Source organism: Maribellus comscasis (assembly GCF_009762775.1).
In the GTDB taxonomy this organism is placed as follows: domain Bacteria; phylum Bacteroidota; class Bacteroidia; order Bacteroidales; family Prolixibacteraceae; genus Draconibacterium; species Draconibacterium comscasis.
In genome coordinates this window covers 7,467,340-7,483,992 of the sequence record NZ_CP046401.1, presented here as the reverse complement: position 1 = coordinate 7,483,992, position 16,653 = coordinate 7,467,340, and the positions used below count along the sequence as shown (strand labels likewise).

At 37.0% G+C, this 16,653-nt stretch carries 16 protein-coding genes; 13 read left to right on the top strand and 3 right to left on the bottom strand.

Going from position 1 to position 16,653, the window contains the following annotated elements:
- Position 1: 1 nt before the first annotated feature.
- The 10 genes from GM418_RS30060 (at position 2) to GM418_RS30015 (ending at position 7,869) form a co-directional block, all read left to right on the top strand.
- Positions 2 to 2,320 carry a TonB-dependent receptor gene (locus GM418_RS30060; RefSeq protein WP_158871928.1) on the top strand — a complete coding sequence of 773 codons (2,319 nt, stop codon included), beginning with the start codon at positions 2 to 4 and terminating at the stop codon, positions 2,318 to 2,320.
- 4 nt (positions 2,321 to 2,324) lie between these two features.
- Positions 2,325 to 3,104 carry a DUF4249 domain-containing protein gene (locus tag GM418_RS30055; RefSeq protein WP_158871926.1) on the top strand — a complete coding sequence of 260 codons (780 nt, stop codon included), beginning with the start codon at positions 2,325 to 2,327 and terminating at the stop codon, positions 3,102 to 3,104.
- A 699-nt stretch (positions 3,105 to 3,803) separates the two neighbouring features.
- Positions 3,804 to 4,031 carry a vWA domain-containing protein gene (locus GM418_RS30050; RefSeq protein WP_217447644.1) on the top strand — a complete coding sequence of 76 codons (228 nt, stop codon included), beginning with the start codon at positions 3,804 to 3,806 and terminating at the stop codon, positions 4,029 to 4,031.
- Entirely contained in the window at positions 4,006 to 4,425 is a 420-nt protein-coding gene (locus tag GM418_RS30045) for a hypothetical protein (protein WP_158871922.1), read from the top strand. The genes GM418_RS30050 and GM418_RS30045 overlap by 26 nt, the downstream gene beginning before the upstream one ends.
- A gap of 167 nt (positions 4,426 to 4,592) precedes the next feature.
- On the top strand, positions 4,593 to 4,925 hold the full coding sequence (locus GM418_RS30040; RefSeq protein WP_158871920.1) for a helix-turn-helix domain-containing protein: 333 nt from the start codon (positions 4,593 to 4,595) through the stop codon (positions 4,923 to 4,925).
- Between the two features lie 302 nt (positions 4,926 to 5,227).
- The gene (locus tag GM418_RS30035; protein ID WP_158871918.1) at positions 5,228 to 5,815 is read left to right on the top strand and encodes a BfmA/BtgA family mobilization protein; all 588 of its coding nucleotides are present in this window, start codon (positions 5,228 to 5,230) and stop codon (positions 5,813 to 5,815) included.
- Positions 5,816 to 5,834: 19 nt separating this feature from the next.
- Positions 5,835 to 6,746: a DUF5712 family protein gene (locus GM418_RS30030; RefSeq protein WP_158871916.1), complete on the top strand. Its 912-nt coding sequence runs from the start codon at positions 5,835 to 5,837 to the stop codon at positions 6,744 to 6,746.
- 265 nt (positions 6,747 to 7,011) lie between these two features.
- Positions 7,012 to 7,287 carry a helix-turn-helix domain-containing protein gene (locus GM418_RS30025; RefSeq protein ID WP_158871914.1) on the top strand — a complete coding sequence of 92 codons (276 nt, stop codon included), beginning with the start codon at positions 7,012 to 7,014 and terminating at the stop codon, positions 7,285 to 7,287.
- Between the two features lie 8 nt (positions 7,288 to 7,295).
- Positions 7,296 to 7,574 (top strand): DUF3876 domain-containing protein, encoded by a 279-nt coding sequence (locus tag GM418_RS30020; protein ID WP_158871912.1) that lies wholly within the window; start codon positions 7,296 to 7,298, stop codon positions 7,572 to 7,574.
- A gap of 13 nt (positions 7,575 to 7,587) precedes the next feature.
- Positions 7,588 to 7,869 (top strand): helix-turn-helix domain-containing protein, encoded by a 282-nt coding sequence (locus GM418_RS30015; protein ID WP_158871910.1) that lies wholly within the window; start codon positions 7,588 to 7,590, stop codon positions 7,867 to 7,869.
- Between the two features lie 62 nt (positions 7,870 to 7,931).
- On the opposite strand, the gene GM418_RS30010 is transcribed toward GM418_RS30015, so the two are convergent.
- The 3 genes from GM418_RS30010 to GM418_RS30000 all read right to left on the bottom strand — a co-directional run bounded on the left by GM418_RS30010 (position 7,932) and on the right by GM418_RS30000 (position 10,824).
- On the bottom strand, positions 7,932 to 8,204 hold the full coding sequence (locus GM418_RS30010) for a hypothetical protein (RefSeq protein WP_158871908.1): 273 nt from the start codon (positions 8,202 to 8,204) through the stop codon (positions 7,932 to 7,934).
- An 81-nt stretch (positions 8,205 to 8,285) separates the two neighbouring features.
- Positions 8,286 to 9,578, bottom strand: coding sequence for a site-specific integrase (locus GM418_RS30005; protein ID WP_158871906.1), 1,293 nt, complete (start codon positions 9,576 to 9,578; stop codon positions 8,286 to 8,288).
- 19 nt (positions 9,579 to 9,597) lie between these two features.
- A complete protein-coding gene (locus GM418_RS30000) occupies positions 9,598 to 10,824 on the bottom strand; it encodes a site-specific integrase (RefSeq protein WP_158871904.1) in 1,227 nt (408 codons plus the stop codon).
- Between the two features lie 561 nt (positions 10,825 to 11,385).
- Here GM418_RS30000 and GM418_RS29990 point away from each other — a divergent pair.
- The 3 genes from GM418_RS29990 (at position 11,386) to GM418_RS29980 (ending at position 16,645) form a co-directional block, all read left to right on the top strand.
- Positions 11,386 to 11,973 carry an RNA polymerase sigma-70 factor gene (locus tag GM418_RS29990; RefSeq protein WP_158871902.1) on the top strand — a complete coding sequence of 196 codons (588 nt, stop codon included), beginning with the start codon at positions 11,386 to 11,388 and terminating at the stop codon, positions 11,971 to 11,973.
- 98 nt (positions 11,974 to 12,071) lie between these two features.
- Positions 12,072 to 13,085, top strand: coding sequence for a FecR family protein (locus tag GM418_RS29985; RefSeq protein ID WP_158871900.1), 1,014 nt, complete (start codon positions 12,072 to 12,074; stop codon positions 13,083 to 13,085).
- Positions 13,086 to 13,231: 146 nt separating this feature from the next.
- Entirely contained in the window at positions 13,232 to 16,645 is a 3,414-nt protein-coding gene (locus GM418_RS29980; RefSeq protein ID WP_158871898.1) for a TonB-dependent receptor, read from the top strand.
- Positions 16,646 to 16,653 lie beyond the last annotated feature (8 nt).

Below are 16,653 nucleotides of genomic sequence, written 5' to 3'. Positions count from 1 at the left end.
TATGAGAAAACGTAAATTTTATTTGTTTTTATTCTGTCTGTTTTTATTTGTTCAGATAAAAGCTCAACAGATTTATACTATAAGCGGTAATATAAAAGATGCAAAAACCGGAGAAGATCTAATAGGGGCAACTATCTATATTAAAGAGTTAACCATAGGGACAATTACCAATGCTTATGGTTATTACTCTTTGTCAGTTAAAGCAGGTACATGTACCATAGTCGTTCAATATCTGGGTTATGACCCACAAGAGCAACAGATTAATGTGTCAAGTTCTTTAAAACTCGATTTTTCATTATCTGAACAAGTAACTCAAATTAAAGATATTGTGGTTACATCTCGTAGAAAAGATGAAAATATAACTCAAACTCAAATGGGAATGCAAAAGCTGGATGTTAAGGAGATTGAAAGTATTCCTGTACTCTTTGGCGAAAAAGATGTACTAAAGACTATACAGTTAATGCCCGGAATTAAATCATCAGGTGAGGGAAGCAGTGGTTTTAACGTCAGAGGAGGAGCTTCCGATCAGAATCTGATTTTACTTGATGAAGCTACTGTTTATAATGCTTCTCACTTATTGGGGTTCTTTTCGGTTTTCAATTCAGATGCGATAAAAAGTATTTCAGTTTTTAAAGGGAATGAACCTGCTGAATATGGAGGTAGGCTTTCTTCAGTACTCGATATCAGGATGAACGATGGCAATAACCAAAATTTTTGGGTTAGTGGTGGAATCGGTTTGATTTCATCACGTTTAGCAATTGAAGGTCCATTGGTAAAAGATAAAGGTTCATTTATTATATCGGGGCGTCGCACTTATGCTGATATGTTTTTAAAACTTTCTAATAATGAAGATTTAGACGGTGCCAAATTATATTTCTATGACTTAAATGCAAAAGGTAATTACCGCATTAATGATAATAACAGGGTTTATATCTCCGGTTATTTAGGTAAAGATAAGTTAGGATTTAGTCAATTCGGAATCGACTGGGGAAATAGCACTGGAACTGTTCGGTGGAATCATTTATTTTCAGATAGAGTGTTCTCAAATACTTCAATTATTTTAAGCAATTATTTGTATAAAATTAATCTTGATATTGGTGATGTAATGGATATGAATGTTATTTCACGTATTCGGGATTATGGTATAAAACAAGATTTTCAACTTTTTTCAAAAAACAATAGTGCAATAAAATTTGGATTTAATTCAACCTACCATAAGATTATTCCAGGAGCTATAACATCAAACGGAGGCTTAAATATCGAAGATTTGAGCAATAAATATGCATGGGGAAACGCTTTTTACATCTCACATCAATATCAACTCTCTGACAAAGTTGATATTGAATATGGAGTTAGACTTTCCATGTTTAGCCTTTTGGGAGGCGGTAATTTCTATACATATGATAATGAAGGTAATATTCAGGATACAGCAACCTATAGTACAAATGAATTTGTAAAAACCTATGTAAACCTTGAACCAAGGATTTCAGTTAACTTTTTATTAAGCGAGAAAAGTTCTGTAAAAGCATCTTATGCCCGTAATACACAGAACCTACACTTGCTTTCTAATTCAACTTCCGGGAACCCTACTGATTTGTGGATTCCAAGCAGCAATAATGTTAAACCTGAAATAGCCGATCAAGCTTCACTTGGATATTATCATAATTTTAGAAAAAATCAATACGAACTTTCAATAGAAACTTATTATAAAAAACTACAAAATCAGATTGATTATAAGGATGGGGCTCAATTAAATTTCAATGATAACGTGGAATCGGAAATATTATTTGGAGACGGTCGGGCGTATGGATTTGAGGTATATTTAAAAAAGAAATACGGAAGATTCAATGGATGGATTAGTTATACTTTATCACGTACCGAGCGCAAATTAGATGAAATAAATAACGGTAATTGGTATCCTGCAAAACAGGACAGAACCCATGATATCTCAATAGTTGGAATGTATGATTTAAATAAACGTTGGAGCCTCTCAGCTTCCTGGGTGTATTACACGGGTAATGCAGTAACTTTTCCAAGTGGTAAATACGAAATTGATGGAAAAACAATGTATTTATACACTAAGCGTAATGCAGGACGCATGCCGGCATATCATCGTCTTGATTTGGGAGTTACCTGGATAAGGAAAAAGACTGATAAATTTGAATCCAGTTGGTCGTTTTCTATTTATAATGCTTACGGACATCAAAATGCATACACTATTTCTTTCCGGGATAATGAAGATAATCCAACTAAAACTGAAGCTGTACAAACTTCATTGTTTCGATTTATTCCATCATTTACATATAACTTTAAATTCTAAGATCATGAATAAGATTATAATATATTTAGGAGTTGCTATCTTGATAATATTTTCATCATGTGAAAAAGTAATTGATCTCAATTTAGATTCTGTATCTCCCCAAATAGCCATTCAGGGTAACATTTACGATCAACCAGGTCCATATTCCGTTAAAATTTCAAAAACGGTTGATTTTTATGAATCGAGTATATACCCTCCTGTTGCGGGGGCACTTGTTATAATTTCTGATGATCATGGCGTTGTTGATACATTGGTAGAGAAAAGCCCAGGTGAGTATATAACTACAAAAATTGTTGGAAATCCAGGGTATACATATAGTCTTGTTGTCACTGTTGAGGAAATTTCTTACACAGCAACTTCTACCATGAATAATGCTGTTTATATTGATTCTGTTTATATTGAAGATGCCGTCTTTGGAAGTGGGAAACAGGTCACCTCTAAATTTACAGATCCCATTGATACTGAAAACTATTATCGTTTTATTGAATTTATCAATAATGTTCAGCAAAGTGATTTTCATGTAACAAGAGATGAACTGTATGATGGAGAAAGTGTTGAATACTCAATTTCTTCAACAAATAATGATTATAAGATTAAAACAGGAGATTCAATTACTATCCGGTTAGAATCCATTGACGAGGGGGTTTACGACTATTTTAGAACAGCTGGCAGTGAAGGAAGCCAATCAGCATCGCCTGATAATCCAATTTCCAATATAACTAATGGAGCATTAGGATATTTTAGTGCTTGTTCTTATCGTATCTACCCTATCATAGTACCATAGTTAACTGTCTTTATTATATTGAAAGAATAATTTAGAAATGTCTCATTCGGGGGGGGAAGTTAAATATTTACAAGTAAAAATGTATGATTTAATATTAATTAATATTTATTGCTAGGAAACAGCAACAACAAATTTAAGTTAATCTAAAAGGAAATATTAAAAGAGTGTAAATAGACAGATAATTATTTATAAGATGTGCATAGGAAGCCATAAAGAACAGACGGAAGACTGTAAAAGCAGGAAAGGCTGTAGAACACAACCGCTTTTAAAGAGCAACTGCACCGCTGAAAGGAGTTCAAGACAATTGAATATCAAATAGAATTTTTATTGTTATGGAAACAATAAGAACATTAGCCGAAGTCGAAACCCTCAAACAGTACAGGGTTTCATTAGACCAGCAGACCGAAATAATAACTATTCTGGTAAAATTTGGCTACTATATAGATATATGTTCTAATAAAACTGTAATAAAACCAATAGCAACTTTGTAAAAATAGATATTAATAGAAAACCATATAGTCCGATTATATGCGATAGGTAGCAATCCTAATATCCCGGTATTTCAAAATTCAAGCAATGTAAATTAACACAAAGTTGTTTTAGTAAAATATAAAGAATCTTTTAGAAGCATAATTACAATTATTTAGCATACAAAACTTTGATTTTAATATAAGTATTAATTCACTAAAAAGTATGCTTATGAATGATCTATCCAAAACGAAGTTGTTCAACCTATTGTCTGAACCTTCACAAGTAACAAACCAGGAAATACAAGATGCCTATGAAGATTTTGTAAGCCAGTTAAGAATCGACAATCAAACCGAAATGAACCTTACAGAAGCTTTTCGGAAATTGAATCTTACCCGTATCGAGTTTGATGCGCTGGGAGCATTACCTTTTTATGGGCAGGGGGGAAAATGCGCTTAAGAAAACCTATCTTCGGAAAACACTAACCTTCATCGATTCTGAAACAAAACTGTTATATCTAAAAATCCGGTATCCTGAACAGTTCCACCAACCCGAACAAACTTTCAAGTCTGAGCTGTATATTGTCCCCAAATCAAAAGGACTGGGTATTATCGGTATGGCCGAAATTGTTGTCAGCCTTTTCCTGTCGGGCGAGGTGAAAGATAAAAGCGGGAAAGCCGTTTCACTAACCCTGTTGGCACAAACATTTGAGCACGCTTTCAATTTTAGTTTCGGGAGTATCTACGACAAGCAGGATGCCCTGTTCAGGCGTAAACCCTTCAATCTCACCAAAACACTGGATTTTTTAAAATCTTTAATCCATCGGAAGGATAACACCAAAAACAACGGGTGAAAACATTAGAGAAGATGGTTTTATAAGCCTCTGTTAATAATGTTATTACAGGCATTACTCAGGGGAGTAGTTAACTACTCCTCTTTTTCTGTCACTTCCATCTGCCGTCCTTTGCTCTGTCAATCGATTGAGAACTTAATGTTTAATCAGAAAAACAAAGCAAAATCATGTATATCAATAACGACGAATTTGAAAAGTGGATGGAAAAGCTCTCTGCAAAACTAAATGAGATTGGGCGGGACATAAAAGAGATGACAGGAAAAGGCGAGGTAAACATTTTGGATGAAAATGATAAATTACTGGACAACCAGGATTTGGCTTTTCTCCTGAAAGTATCTTATCGTACCTTGCAACGCTACCGAACAAATAAAAAGCTCCCCTATTTTATGATAGGCCATAAAACTTATTACCGCACCTCCGATGTGCGGGCATTTGTCCGCGAGTACATGGAATTACAGCAATTCAAACAGTTTGAAAAAGCTACTCGCGGGGATAAATGATTCTGCCCTTTAACCTAAGCAGAATAACGCAAATGAAGGAGTCTGTTTTTAGCTTATGCCTCCTGTTTAATGGCTCCGCATTCAGCAGGAACAATCCCGCCTACCGGCTTTGATTATTCCGCTGAATTAAGCAAGAGGGAACTGGACAAGTCCTGTTCTTTCCCTCTTGCCCTTCGGGGAAAGCCTTCGGCTTTAGCGTGTTACAATAACACGCTGTTATAACACCTGTAATAACCGTTTTTCATTTATCGCTTATTATAAGGGTGTTAACGTATTAAATAGTCATAAAATAGTTATAACACATGGGCAATCAATACCGGAAAACCCAATTCACGACTATCGGGATAGATAAAGAAACCAACGCTTTGGTGGAAAAGGTATGTAAACGCTATTCGCTGAAAAAGGGTGAAGTAGTGAAACTTGCTTTTCAATATTTGGAGAAAGCCCATATTAACCCGGCAGATGCCCCCGAATCTGTAAAAGCCGAGCTTTCCAGAATCAATAAAAGGCAGGATGATATTATCCGTTTTATCCGGCACTACGAAGAACAGCAGCTTAACCCGATGATACGGACAAGCCATTCGATTGCCACCCGTTTTGACAGTATTGCCAAAACATTGGAAAACTTAATCCTTTCCCAACTGGGAGCAAACCGGGAGAAACAATATGCTATACTGCAAAAAATTAGCGACCAGTTTAGCAAACATGCCGATGCGATAAATAACCAGTCCCGGCAAATCAATGCTTTGCACCAGTTACAACAAAAAGAAAGCTCGAAACTGTTGAAGTTGGTTAGCCTTTATACAGATTTAGCAAACTGCGGGGTGATGGACGGAAAGCGTAAGGAAACACTGAAAACAGAAATCACCAATTTGAAAAACGACCAGTAAAAACAAGATTGAGGGAGCTATGAATATCGACTTCCCACCACCATCTAAAAACGGGGTTTATAACAACGCAGGCAGCAGCCGGAGGCTAGCCAATTACCTCGAACATGAAGATTTAGAGCGGATGCAGCAAGGCATTTATACCGAAAACTTTTTCAACCTAAAGGAAAACGATATTTACAAATCGCAGGTCATAAAAGAAATAGACAGCAACATTGGTCAGTTAATGAAAACCGATGCTAAATTTTACGCTATCCATGTCAGCCCCTCGGAAAAGGAAATTCAAAGGATGGGAAACACTCAAGCAGAACAGGCAGAAAATATGAAACGATACATCCGTGAAGTATTTATTCCCGAATATGCCCGAAACTTCAATAAAGACTTATCGGCAGAAAACATTAAATTCTTTGGTAAAATCCATTTCAGTCGCGACCGTTCCGAAAACAAACACAACATGCACTGTCATTTAATTGTCAGCCGCAAAGACCAATCAAATAAAAAGAAGCTGTCCCCGTTGACCAATCATAAAAATACAAAGAAAGGGGTAATCAAGGGCGGCTTTGATAGGTCTAACTTGTTCCGACAGGCTGAAAGAGGTTTTGACAGGTTATTTAACCATAACCGGTCATTAACCGAATCCTTTGAATATTACAACACCATGAAAAACGGCAGTCTAACAGACCAGCTCAAAATGCAGGAACGAGAATCGGGAGCCAATGAAATACCCTATGCCGGTGAAAAGAAAAATGCTGCTGAGGCACAAACGAAAACAGAATTAAGAGCAGGCTCAAATATCTCTATGCCACAGCAGACAAACGAAAACGCTTTGTCGTCTTTATTTTCAATTCTTCCATTGGATGATACTTTTACTGACAACCAGCAACAACAACAGCCCCGAAAAAAGAAGAAACGCAGGAAAGGCTTTAAAAAGTAATATTGGAATGTGCCAAAAGTTATTTCCCGCACCTTACCGGTTATCTCCCGCTTAGGTCTGCCCAGCCGTTTGAAGGGCGGCGACCCACGGGGATAACCGGGATGCGAGAATAACTTTCGCCAGTTTAACGGTGGCTTTTATGCCACTTCGCGACAACACCGGTCATTGCTGCAAATTTCCAAAAACCAATTGTGAATCTGTTTTACTTCACCTGAAAATCATTGCAATGAGAACAGTTTTAATAACCAGTTAAATAAATTGAATTATGGATATTGTAGCAATTGAAAGCAAAACTTTCGGGCAAATAAAAGAACGTTTTGAAGATTTCTCCCGGCAGGTAAAGAGCCTGTGCGGGGACAGCCGAGACAGGAACAAATGGTTGGACAATGATGAAGTTTGTGAACTTCTGCAAATATCGAGGCGAACTTTACAGTCGTACCGGGATAACGGCATCCTTCCGTATTCGCAAATAGGTAGAAAATGCTATTACAAAGTAGCAGATATTGAGAACCTCATTAACCAGTCACAACCCCAAAAATAACAGCAGTCATGGAAACGAAATATATCAACCCGGACAGGCTGACCGGAACATGGGAAAGCATAAACCTGACCCCAACAGTTATTATTTACCGGGATGGGGAAATCTATTTACTTAGCATCATCCATATAAACGAAACAAGCAAACAGGCCAGTCCTGCAACCTATGAAATACAGGAAGATGAAGAAGGGTTCTTTATCAATTATAACCTGAGACGAATGGCTATTGGCTATGATGCTAAGCTGGATATATTAAACCTCTCCTTGTTAGGGGATTATATACGAAACTAAAAATCAAAAAGACATGGAAATACTGGACAAAAAATCAACGGAAATCGTTTCTCTTTTTGAGGAGCTTGATGAGTTGTTAAACATCATACAGCAAGCCCTTAAAAATCGTACTCCGCACCTGAATGGGGAAAAATTCCTGTCAAACCGTGATGTTTGCCGGATGTTGCATATTTCTTCCCGAACTTTACAGGACTGGAGGGATACGGGTAAAATACCGTTTATTCGAATTAAGGGTAAAATACTGTATAAACAATCCAAGGTTTTAAAACGGCTGGAAGATAGCGCAGTAAAATAAACGGCTTCTCATTTGTTACAGATTGCAAAAATCTTGATATTGAAGTTCAAAATCAAGATTTTTTATTCTCCCAACAGACTGATAAGCATGTAATATTCGTCCTTCTTACACCAGGTAGAACCGGTAACTTTCCAAAGTAAACTTTTCACATAGGCTTCTACGTTATCTACTTTCGATTCTATTTTATCATCTTCGGAAACGACAAAGCGGCCTTCATCAAAAATATTCTCAATACTAACCCCTTCTTCAATGCGGGGCACAAAAGGGCATTGCCAGTCATAATAGACGTCGCCAATATGTCCGTGCTTACTTTCCAATAAAAATATGATTTCCATTTTGTGTCTTTGTTTTTACCAGTAAAGATAAGGATAATGCAGACATTAAGTATAAATATACTTGAACAGAAGGGCACAATTTTACTTGTAATATTGATTTTTAGAGAACTTTTCAGGCAATCTCTCTTTCACCAATTTATATTTATTCTCTATCCGGTTGGACAGGATTTTCATATCCTCATTCACTTTTTGATTGGTAATTTTAGCATAAACCTGTGTGGTCTGGATAGACCGGTGCCCCATCATTTTACTGAGCGTTTCAATCGGAACCCCCTGAGACAAGCAAACCTGGGTTGCATACGTGTGGCGTCCCATGTGGTGGGTCAGTCGGCTTTCAATCCCGCATTTTCGGGCAATGGTTTTCAGGTTCTCATCAATGGATTTTAGTGTTTTCATTTGGAAAATCCTGTCATCTGTTCGCTCATGCCTGTATTTTTCAATGATTTGGATAGCCATATTCAACAGCCGGATATTACATTCACTTTTGGTTTTCTGTCGTTCAATCCGAATCCATAATGTACCATTTCTGTCCTCTCTCAAATGCTTTTCTGAAAGGTTTTTCATATCGGCATACGCCAAACCGGTAAAACAGGCAAACAGGAACATATCCCGTGCATATTCGAGATGTTTTTCTGCTATTGGCGTGTTCAGCAGTTTTTGAAATTCATCCATTGTCAGGTGCCGCCGTTGCTTCAATGGTTTTTCTGGAACATAGCTGGCAAACGGGTCACGTTTCAAGGTGTCTTGACTGATTGCCCTGCGTATTATTTTGCGAAGCGGGATAATGTGGTTCAGTACCGTGTTTGCTGTCATCCTTCTATCTACACGCAGGTAAAAATCATACGCATCAATAAACCGGTGGTTTAGTTGATACAGCGCAATATCGTTTATGTGGTAACGAAGTTTCAAAAATGCTTCAAGTATCCGGTAAGAATGACGATAATACTCATAAGTTACTTTCACCCGGTTAACACCTACCCGGAGTTTAAACTCCTCGTTATGTTCCCGGAACAGTTCGAGCAGGTTGGTAGCTTTCTTTCCGATACCGTTCAAGGTGTTTTTTACCCCTTCGGCGGTTACATAACCATCTTCCAGAACCATCCGGGAATAATGGCTTTGGATTTCGGTTTGTAATTTGTCAAGTTTCCGGTTCAGAACATGGGCTTCTTTTGTTTTTCCTGTTGCCCTGCCGTTTTTGGCATCCCAGCATCCGGGATTAATAGTTGCTTTTGTACTGAATTGTGCAACTTTCCCGTCAATGGTTATACGCCCCATTACAGGGCATAAACCATTCTTTTTTACTTTCGATTTGTTGATATAGAAAAGTACAGCGAACGTACTCCGTTTATTGTTTGCTTTATTGATTGTTTTCATTATTGAAAATTCTTTTGGTTTATATGACTGTTGATTGAAATTTACTGTCGATACGGGATTCTGCCCGGCGAATATCTTCAGCAATCTTATCGTTGGTAATTTTGGCATAAATCTGGGTGGAACGTAAATCACGGTGTCCTAACATCCGGCTGACACTTTCAATGGGAACTCCCTGTGAGAGGCAGATTTCGGTGGCATACGTGTGCCTCCCCATGTGGTAAATCAACCTGCGGTCGATGTTACAAGTCTTACCGATTACTTTCAGGTTCTTGTTTATCCTGCCGCAACTCAACATCGGGAGTAGTTTGCCATTTTCGGTCAGTCCTTTATACTTTTCTATAATTTTCAGGGGAATATCCAGCAAAGGGATTTCACAGGGTGTACCGGTCTTTTGTCGGGTAGTCTTAATCCACAATACCCCGTCGTCAGCCTTTACAATATTCTTTTCTGTCAGGTTAAATACATCGCGGTAAGCCAGTCCTGTGAAAACCGAAAACAAAAACATATCGCGGGTACGGTATCGGGCAGGATGGTCTAACGGAGTGGTCATTATCCGGTCGAGTTCTTCCCGTGTCAGGTACTTTTGTCTGGCTTTCGGACGCTCGGGGGAATAATTCTCGAACGGGTCGCGTGAAATAATTCCTTCGGCAATGGCCAGCTTTATCATTTTCCGAAGGTGCCGCGTAATACCTACAATTGTTTGGGGCATCCGTTTTAACTCTACCCGCAGGTAAAAATCATAGGCTTCTATGAACGAAGAATCGAGTTTGGAAAACGGGATATCCGAAACCCGGTATTTCTTTTCGATAAACCGGGTAAGGTGTTTCAGTGAGTTGTCATATTGAATGGCAGTGGATAGTTCCCTGTTTATCCCCACACGTTTATAAAATTCTTGGTTATGGCGGGAGAAGTACCGGACAAGGGTTTCCTGTGCGGATGATATCCCCTGGAAGGCGTTTTTAACTTCGGTAGCAGTTACCTTTCCGTTTAGTCCGGTCAGACTTGAAAAATGGCTGTTAACGGACAAACTGGTTTTGTCCAAAACCCGGTTAATGCGAACGGCCTGTTTGCTTTTCCCAGATGCACGGTTAGCCCTGGTATCCCATAGGGATACCGGAACGGTTAATTTTGTACTGAACTGTGCCATTGTTTTTCCAATGGTAATTCGTCCCATGACAGGACAAGTCCCGTCCTTTTTGGTTTCGCTCCTTTTGATGTAGAAGAGAAGTTTTAATTCCTGATTCATACCCTGTTACTTTAATTGATAAAATTATTTCTAACAGAGCTATTTGAATAGATGTAAGCATAAGACAGACAGTGCTTTAATATGACAATCAAGGCCAGTCAAAAGTAGAATCCGAACAATCAATCAGGCTTGGTTTCAACTTCCTTGTTTTGCCACCTTTTGCATCTTCAAAAACAGGTAACGGATAAGTAACTGAACTATCTCCTAAACCTGCTTTTTTCTGCCTTTTGGGGTTAAGCCATCAAAAGACAGAATAAGACACAAATCATTGTACTAATGCGAATTACGCTTGTTTCTTTTGAATTGCCTTTTGGGTTTGGTGTTTTGCTACCACTGTGACTTTGAATAACGGAGTTCCAATTGAATCTGTTAGTAAAATGTTAGGGCATTCAAAGTTGACAACAACGCAAATTTATGCTAAGGTTTTGGAGAAAAAAATTAGTGAGGATATGAATTGCCTTAAACAAAAGTTTAAAAAGAAGGTTCCGGACTGAAGTCAGCAACATTACTTTGAGTATTCAAAATTTTTATAGTTTTGTCACCTACTATCTATTAGACCACATGAACGAAAATGAACAACAACTTATTGACCGGTTAAAAAATAGTGATGAAATTGCTTTCAAAGTTATTTACAACAACTATTTCTCAAGGTTGTATTATTTTATTTTCGAATTTATCCCGGTAAAAGATTTGACTGAAAACATTGTACAAGATACATTCTTTACACTTTGGAATAAAAGAAAGGAATTAAAAGATAATACCAATCTTATATCGTTTTTATATACTGTAGCTAAAAACAATTGTCTTTATAGACTTCGCGACAATCGTTACCGGCAAAAATTATTCTCAAATTCCATTGATAGCCGGGAACTGGAACTGAACTTCGAAACTTTAAACACCATCGACACCTCTGTTTTTACTTTCCGGGAGTTAGAACAAATTATAGAAAAAACACTTGAAGAATTACCACTGCAATGCAGGAAAGTCTTTGAGCTGAGTCGTTTTAAAGAAATGAAAAACAGGGAGATAGCTGAAGAACTCAATATTTCGGTTAAAACTGTTGAAGGTCATATTTCAAAAGGACTAAAGATATTTAGGATCGCACTAAAAGATTATTTGCCTCTCGTTGCATATTTATTTGTAGTTTAAAATCAACTCATTGGTTTTTTGTAAGCATATTCTGAGAAAAAAATATTTATCAGCAAGGGTAAATACTGTTTCATGCAATATTATTACCGAGGAACATTATGAAAGATTTCAAAAACATAGTAAATCTGGTTACCGGAAATATCAGTCCTGAAAATAAAGACAAAATATTAACTGATATCACAACCGGAAAAGAAGATAAAAACGCATTCAGAAAAGTAAAATTTGCCTGGGCTATATTATCTTCTACAAAAAAATTACAGGATTATGATGTTGAGAAATCATATTTGTTATTAAAAGACAGGATTTCCCAAAAAGAACAACCTCTGTTTAAAATAGAAACTTTCCTGAAGTACGCTGCTGTATTTGTTTTTCTAGTTGGAATTCCCTTATTTTTTTATTTAAATAAACAAAAGACAGAACCTCCATTAACAATTGAACTAAAAAATACTTTAGTCGTTGCAGAAAATGGTCAAATTTCAAAAATAATATTACCCGATAGTTCAATAGTTTGGTTAAATTCCGGCACAACACTATCTTATAACAGTGGCTATTCATTTGATAATCGTGATTTAGTTCTGGATGGTCAGGCATATCTAAATGTTACAAAGAGCAAAAAGTTTCCATTGGTCGTATCCTGTAAGAATTTAAAAGTAAAAGTTTTAGGTACTAAATTCGATGTAAGTGCATATCCCGGAGACGATAAGATAAAAGTTGTGCTGGAAACCGGGCGAGTGGAATTATTTAAAACCAATGACAATTCATTAGTATACGAGTTAAAACCGGGAGAGATGGTTGAATACGATACACGGCAAAAAAAAGGAGTTCTGTCACAAGTTGAAACTAACAATTATACAAATTGGAAAGAAGGGTATTTAATATTTCAGGATACACCAATGAAAGAAGTCATAGAACAACTGGAACGTAAATTTAATGTAGAAATGGTTGTAAAAGACAGTGAAGTATATAAATCAGTTTTTAACGCCAATTTTAAAGACGAAAATTTAAATGAGATATTAAACTATATCGAATATTCTTGTCCAATTCAATATGAGATTTTAGAAAACAACAATCTAAATAAATCAATAATTGAATTAAATTTTAAGTCAAACTAAACTAAAAATTATTGCTTATGAAGAAACAATCTATTTAATTAAATAAGGAGATGCTGGTAACATCTCCTTAGTAATTTCTTATGTGCCAATAATATTATGCCATGGCACAAATTAATTTGAGTTTTTAATCAAATCAGTACAAATTTATGAAAAAAAACAATTGTAAACTGATTTCTGTAATCAAATCGATTTGGAAATCGAAATTATTAATGGCTATGAGAGCAACACTTTTTGTTGTAATAATAAGTATCTCGCAGGTTATTGCAACCAACACTTATTCTCAAAATACGCCTTTAAGCTTAGATTTTAAAAATACTTCTATAAAGAAAATTTTAAGCGAAGTTGAAGATCAGTCTGATTTTTATTTTATATACGATGCAACTGTTGTTGATGTTGAAAGAAAAATAAGTATTGCATTAAAAAACAAGTTAATACCAGACATCCTCAACGAGATTTTCGAAAATACCAATGTAGCCTATAAAATTACTGACAGACAAATTGCGCTTACTTCAAAAAATTCCGAAAAAACAATACAACAACAAAAAACCGTTTCAGGCAAAGTTACTGATTCCTCCAGTGAACCACTGCCTGGTGTAACAGTTGTAGTAAAAAACACTACACAAGGAACGGTTACCAATGGTGATGGAGAATATGTATTAGCTAATGTTCCTGATAATGCTATCCTGCAATTTTCGTTTGTGGGGATGAAATCTCAGGAAATTGAAGTAGGGAGCCAGGCCATAATTAATATTCAAATGATAGCCGAAACAATTGGCCTGGAAGAAGTTGTTGCTATTGGGTATGGGACTATGAAGAAAAGTGACTTAACAGGTTCTGTATCTTCTGTTCAGGGGGAACTGATCTCAGATAGGCAAACACTGCAATTATCGCAAGGGTTACAAGGTGCAATACCTGGTCTGATGGTAACAAAAACGGGAAATAAACCCGGTGATGACGCAACGATAAGAATCAGAGGGATTACAAGTATAAACAACAGTAATCCTTTATATATTATTGACGGGGTTCCTGGGAGCATTAGCGATATCAACCCGAATGACATTGCAAATATATCTGTCCTGAAAGATGCCGCTTCAGCATCGATATATGGTTCCAGAGCAGCTTCAGGCGTAATCCTTATTGAAACCAAAAGGGCTCGTACCGGCACAGCAAGTCTAAATTATGAAGTTAAATACAGTATAGATGTGCCAACGAGACTACCTGAATACGTCGGGGCAGTTCAATCTATGAAACTCTATAATGAATCGAGGTGGAATGACGCAGGCAATACGGGTAGTGAATATCCGCTTTTCGAACAAGATCTCATAGAAAACTACGCAACACTCCATGCGGAGGATCCTTATGCATATCCTGATTATAACTGGCTTGAGAATACCATGGATGATTTTGCTCCAGCACAAAATCATCAACTAACTTATACCATGGGAACAGAAAAATTAAAAACAAAAGCTTCCTTAAGTTATGCCAAATCAGATAAGTTATATAATGATATTGCTGAAGAAGGGGCATATTATGAAAGGATGAATGTGAGGGTGAATAACGATTTGACAATCAATAATTTCATATCCGGAACAATTGATTTTTATTATTCCCGTATTCTTGATAAAGAAGGAGTAGTCGGAAATAACGGAGGAACAATAAATCATACAATAACACCATTAAGCTTAGGTTTCAATCCTGGCTACACGCCATTCTGGGAAAATGGGCGTGCAACCGGTACCCGTGCAGGGTATAATAACCCGGCGATTTTAAAAAGTGGCGGCTCCAATACGTTATGGGAAAACCGTGTAGGAGGAAAAATATCACTGGATATTACTCTCGTAAAAGACTTACAGATTTCTATGATCATATCTCCAAGATATAATGATACAAAAAGAAAAGACTGGCGTAAGAAAGTTCCCTATTACGACAGGGATGACCCGGATAATATTACAGGTTATGCTTTCGGTGCTAACTCAACTTTCCTGAATGAAATCAGAAATGAGAGTTACAATGTTACCTCACAGCTATTGGTAAATTATGCGGGAAACATACAAAACCACAACTTCAATTTAATGGCCGGTTACGAAAACTATTCTAGTTTCAGCGAAGATTTATCCGCATCAAGCGATCAGTTTGAATTAAGTACATTCCCTTATTTAAGCAGGGGTAACGAAAATTATTTATCCAATGATGGCAATGCATATGAGCTTGCTTACCGTTCCTATTTTGGACGGCTCATCTACAATTATAACAGAAAATACCTGTTACAGGCCAATTTCAGGTATGACGGATCGTCACGGTTTCATAGTGATTACAGGTGGGGATTCTTTCCCTCGGTTTCGTTGGGTTGGGTACTTTCGGAAGAAAAATTTATGAAAAGTTTTTCTAGTTTGTCCTTTTTAAAAATCAGAACCTCATGGGGTGTATTGGGAAATGACAGGATTGGAAATTACCCCTATCAAAGTACTCTCAATTTTGGAAGTAATTTATTGTACGAGGGGAATAATATAGTCTCAGTGCTAAATGCTAAGGTCACCGATTTTGCTATTGAAGATATTAGCTGGGAAACAACTGAAACATACGGCTTCGGTATCGATGCATATTTCTTTAACAATAAGTTGAGGTTTACCGGAGATTACTACAAAAAAACGACCCATGACATGTTATTGGCTCTGGAGATACCTGATTACATGGGAGTCTCGAATCCTGATCAGAATAGTGGAAAAATGAATACAAAAGGATGGGAAGCGGAAATAGGATATTCTAATAAAACAGGAGACTTTAGTTATTCAGTGTCGGCTAATCTTTCTGATTTCATATCGAAAATGGGAGACCTGGGTGGAACAGAATTTTTGGGAACCCAAATAAAAAGAGAAGGCAGTGAATTCAACGAATGGTATGGCTATAAATCCGATGGGTTGTTTCAAACGGAGGAGGAGTTAACTGATTATCCAACCCTTAACTCCACAGTTCGGGTGGGCGATATTAAATTATTAGATATTAGTGGTCCTGATGGAAAACCCGATGGAATAATCTCACCGGATTATGACCGGGTATTGCTCGGGGGCTCAATGCCCCGTTTTATGTATGGTGGAAATATCAATATGAAATATAAGAATGTTGATCTTTCATTGGTTTTTCAAGGAGTTGGAAAACAAAATAAAAGGATCCTACCGGATATGGTAAAACCTTATGGTGCGGTTGAACAGGAAATTTCTGAAGAATATGCAAAACACTACTGGAGCGCGTACAATACAACGGAAGAAAACCTGAATGCAAAATATCCACGGATTACAAGAAGTGCTACCACGCAAATGTTTGCCTTTTCAGATTTCTGGATGTTTAATGGAGCATATTTCAGGCTGAAAAATATTATGCTTGGTTATAATTTACCTAGTCGTTTTGTAGAGAAATGTAAAATGCAGAACATACGGGTATATGGGAACGTGTCGAACGTATTTTCAATCGACAATTATTATCCGGGATGGGATCCCGAGTCATCTCCCAGTGATTATTGGATAACCCGGACTTTTCTTTTCGGCCTTTCTGTAACATTTTAAAAGGAACT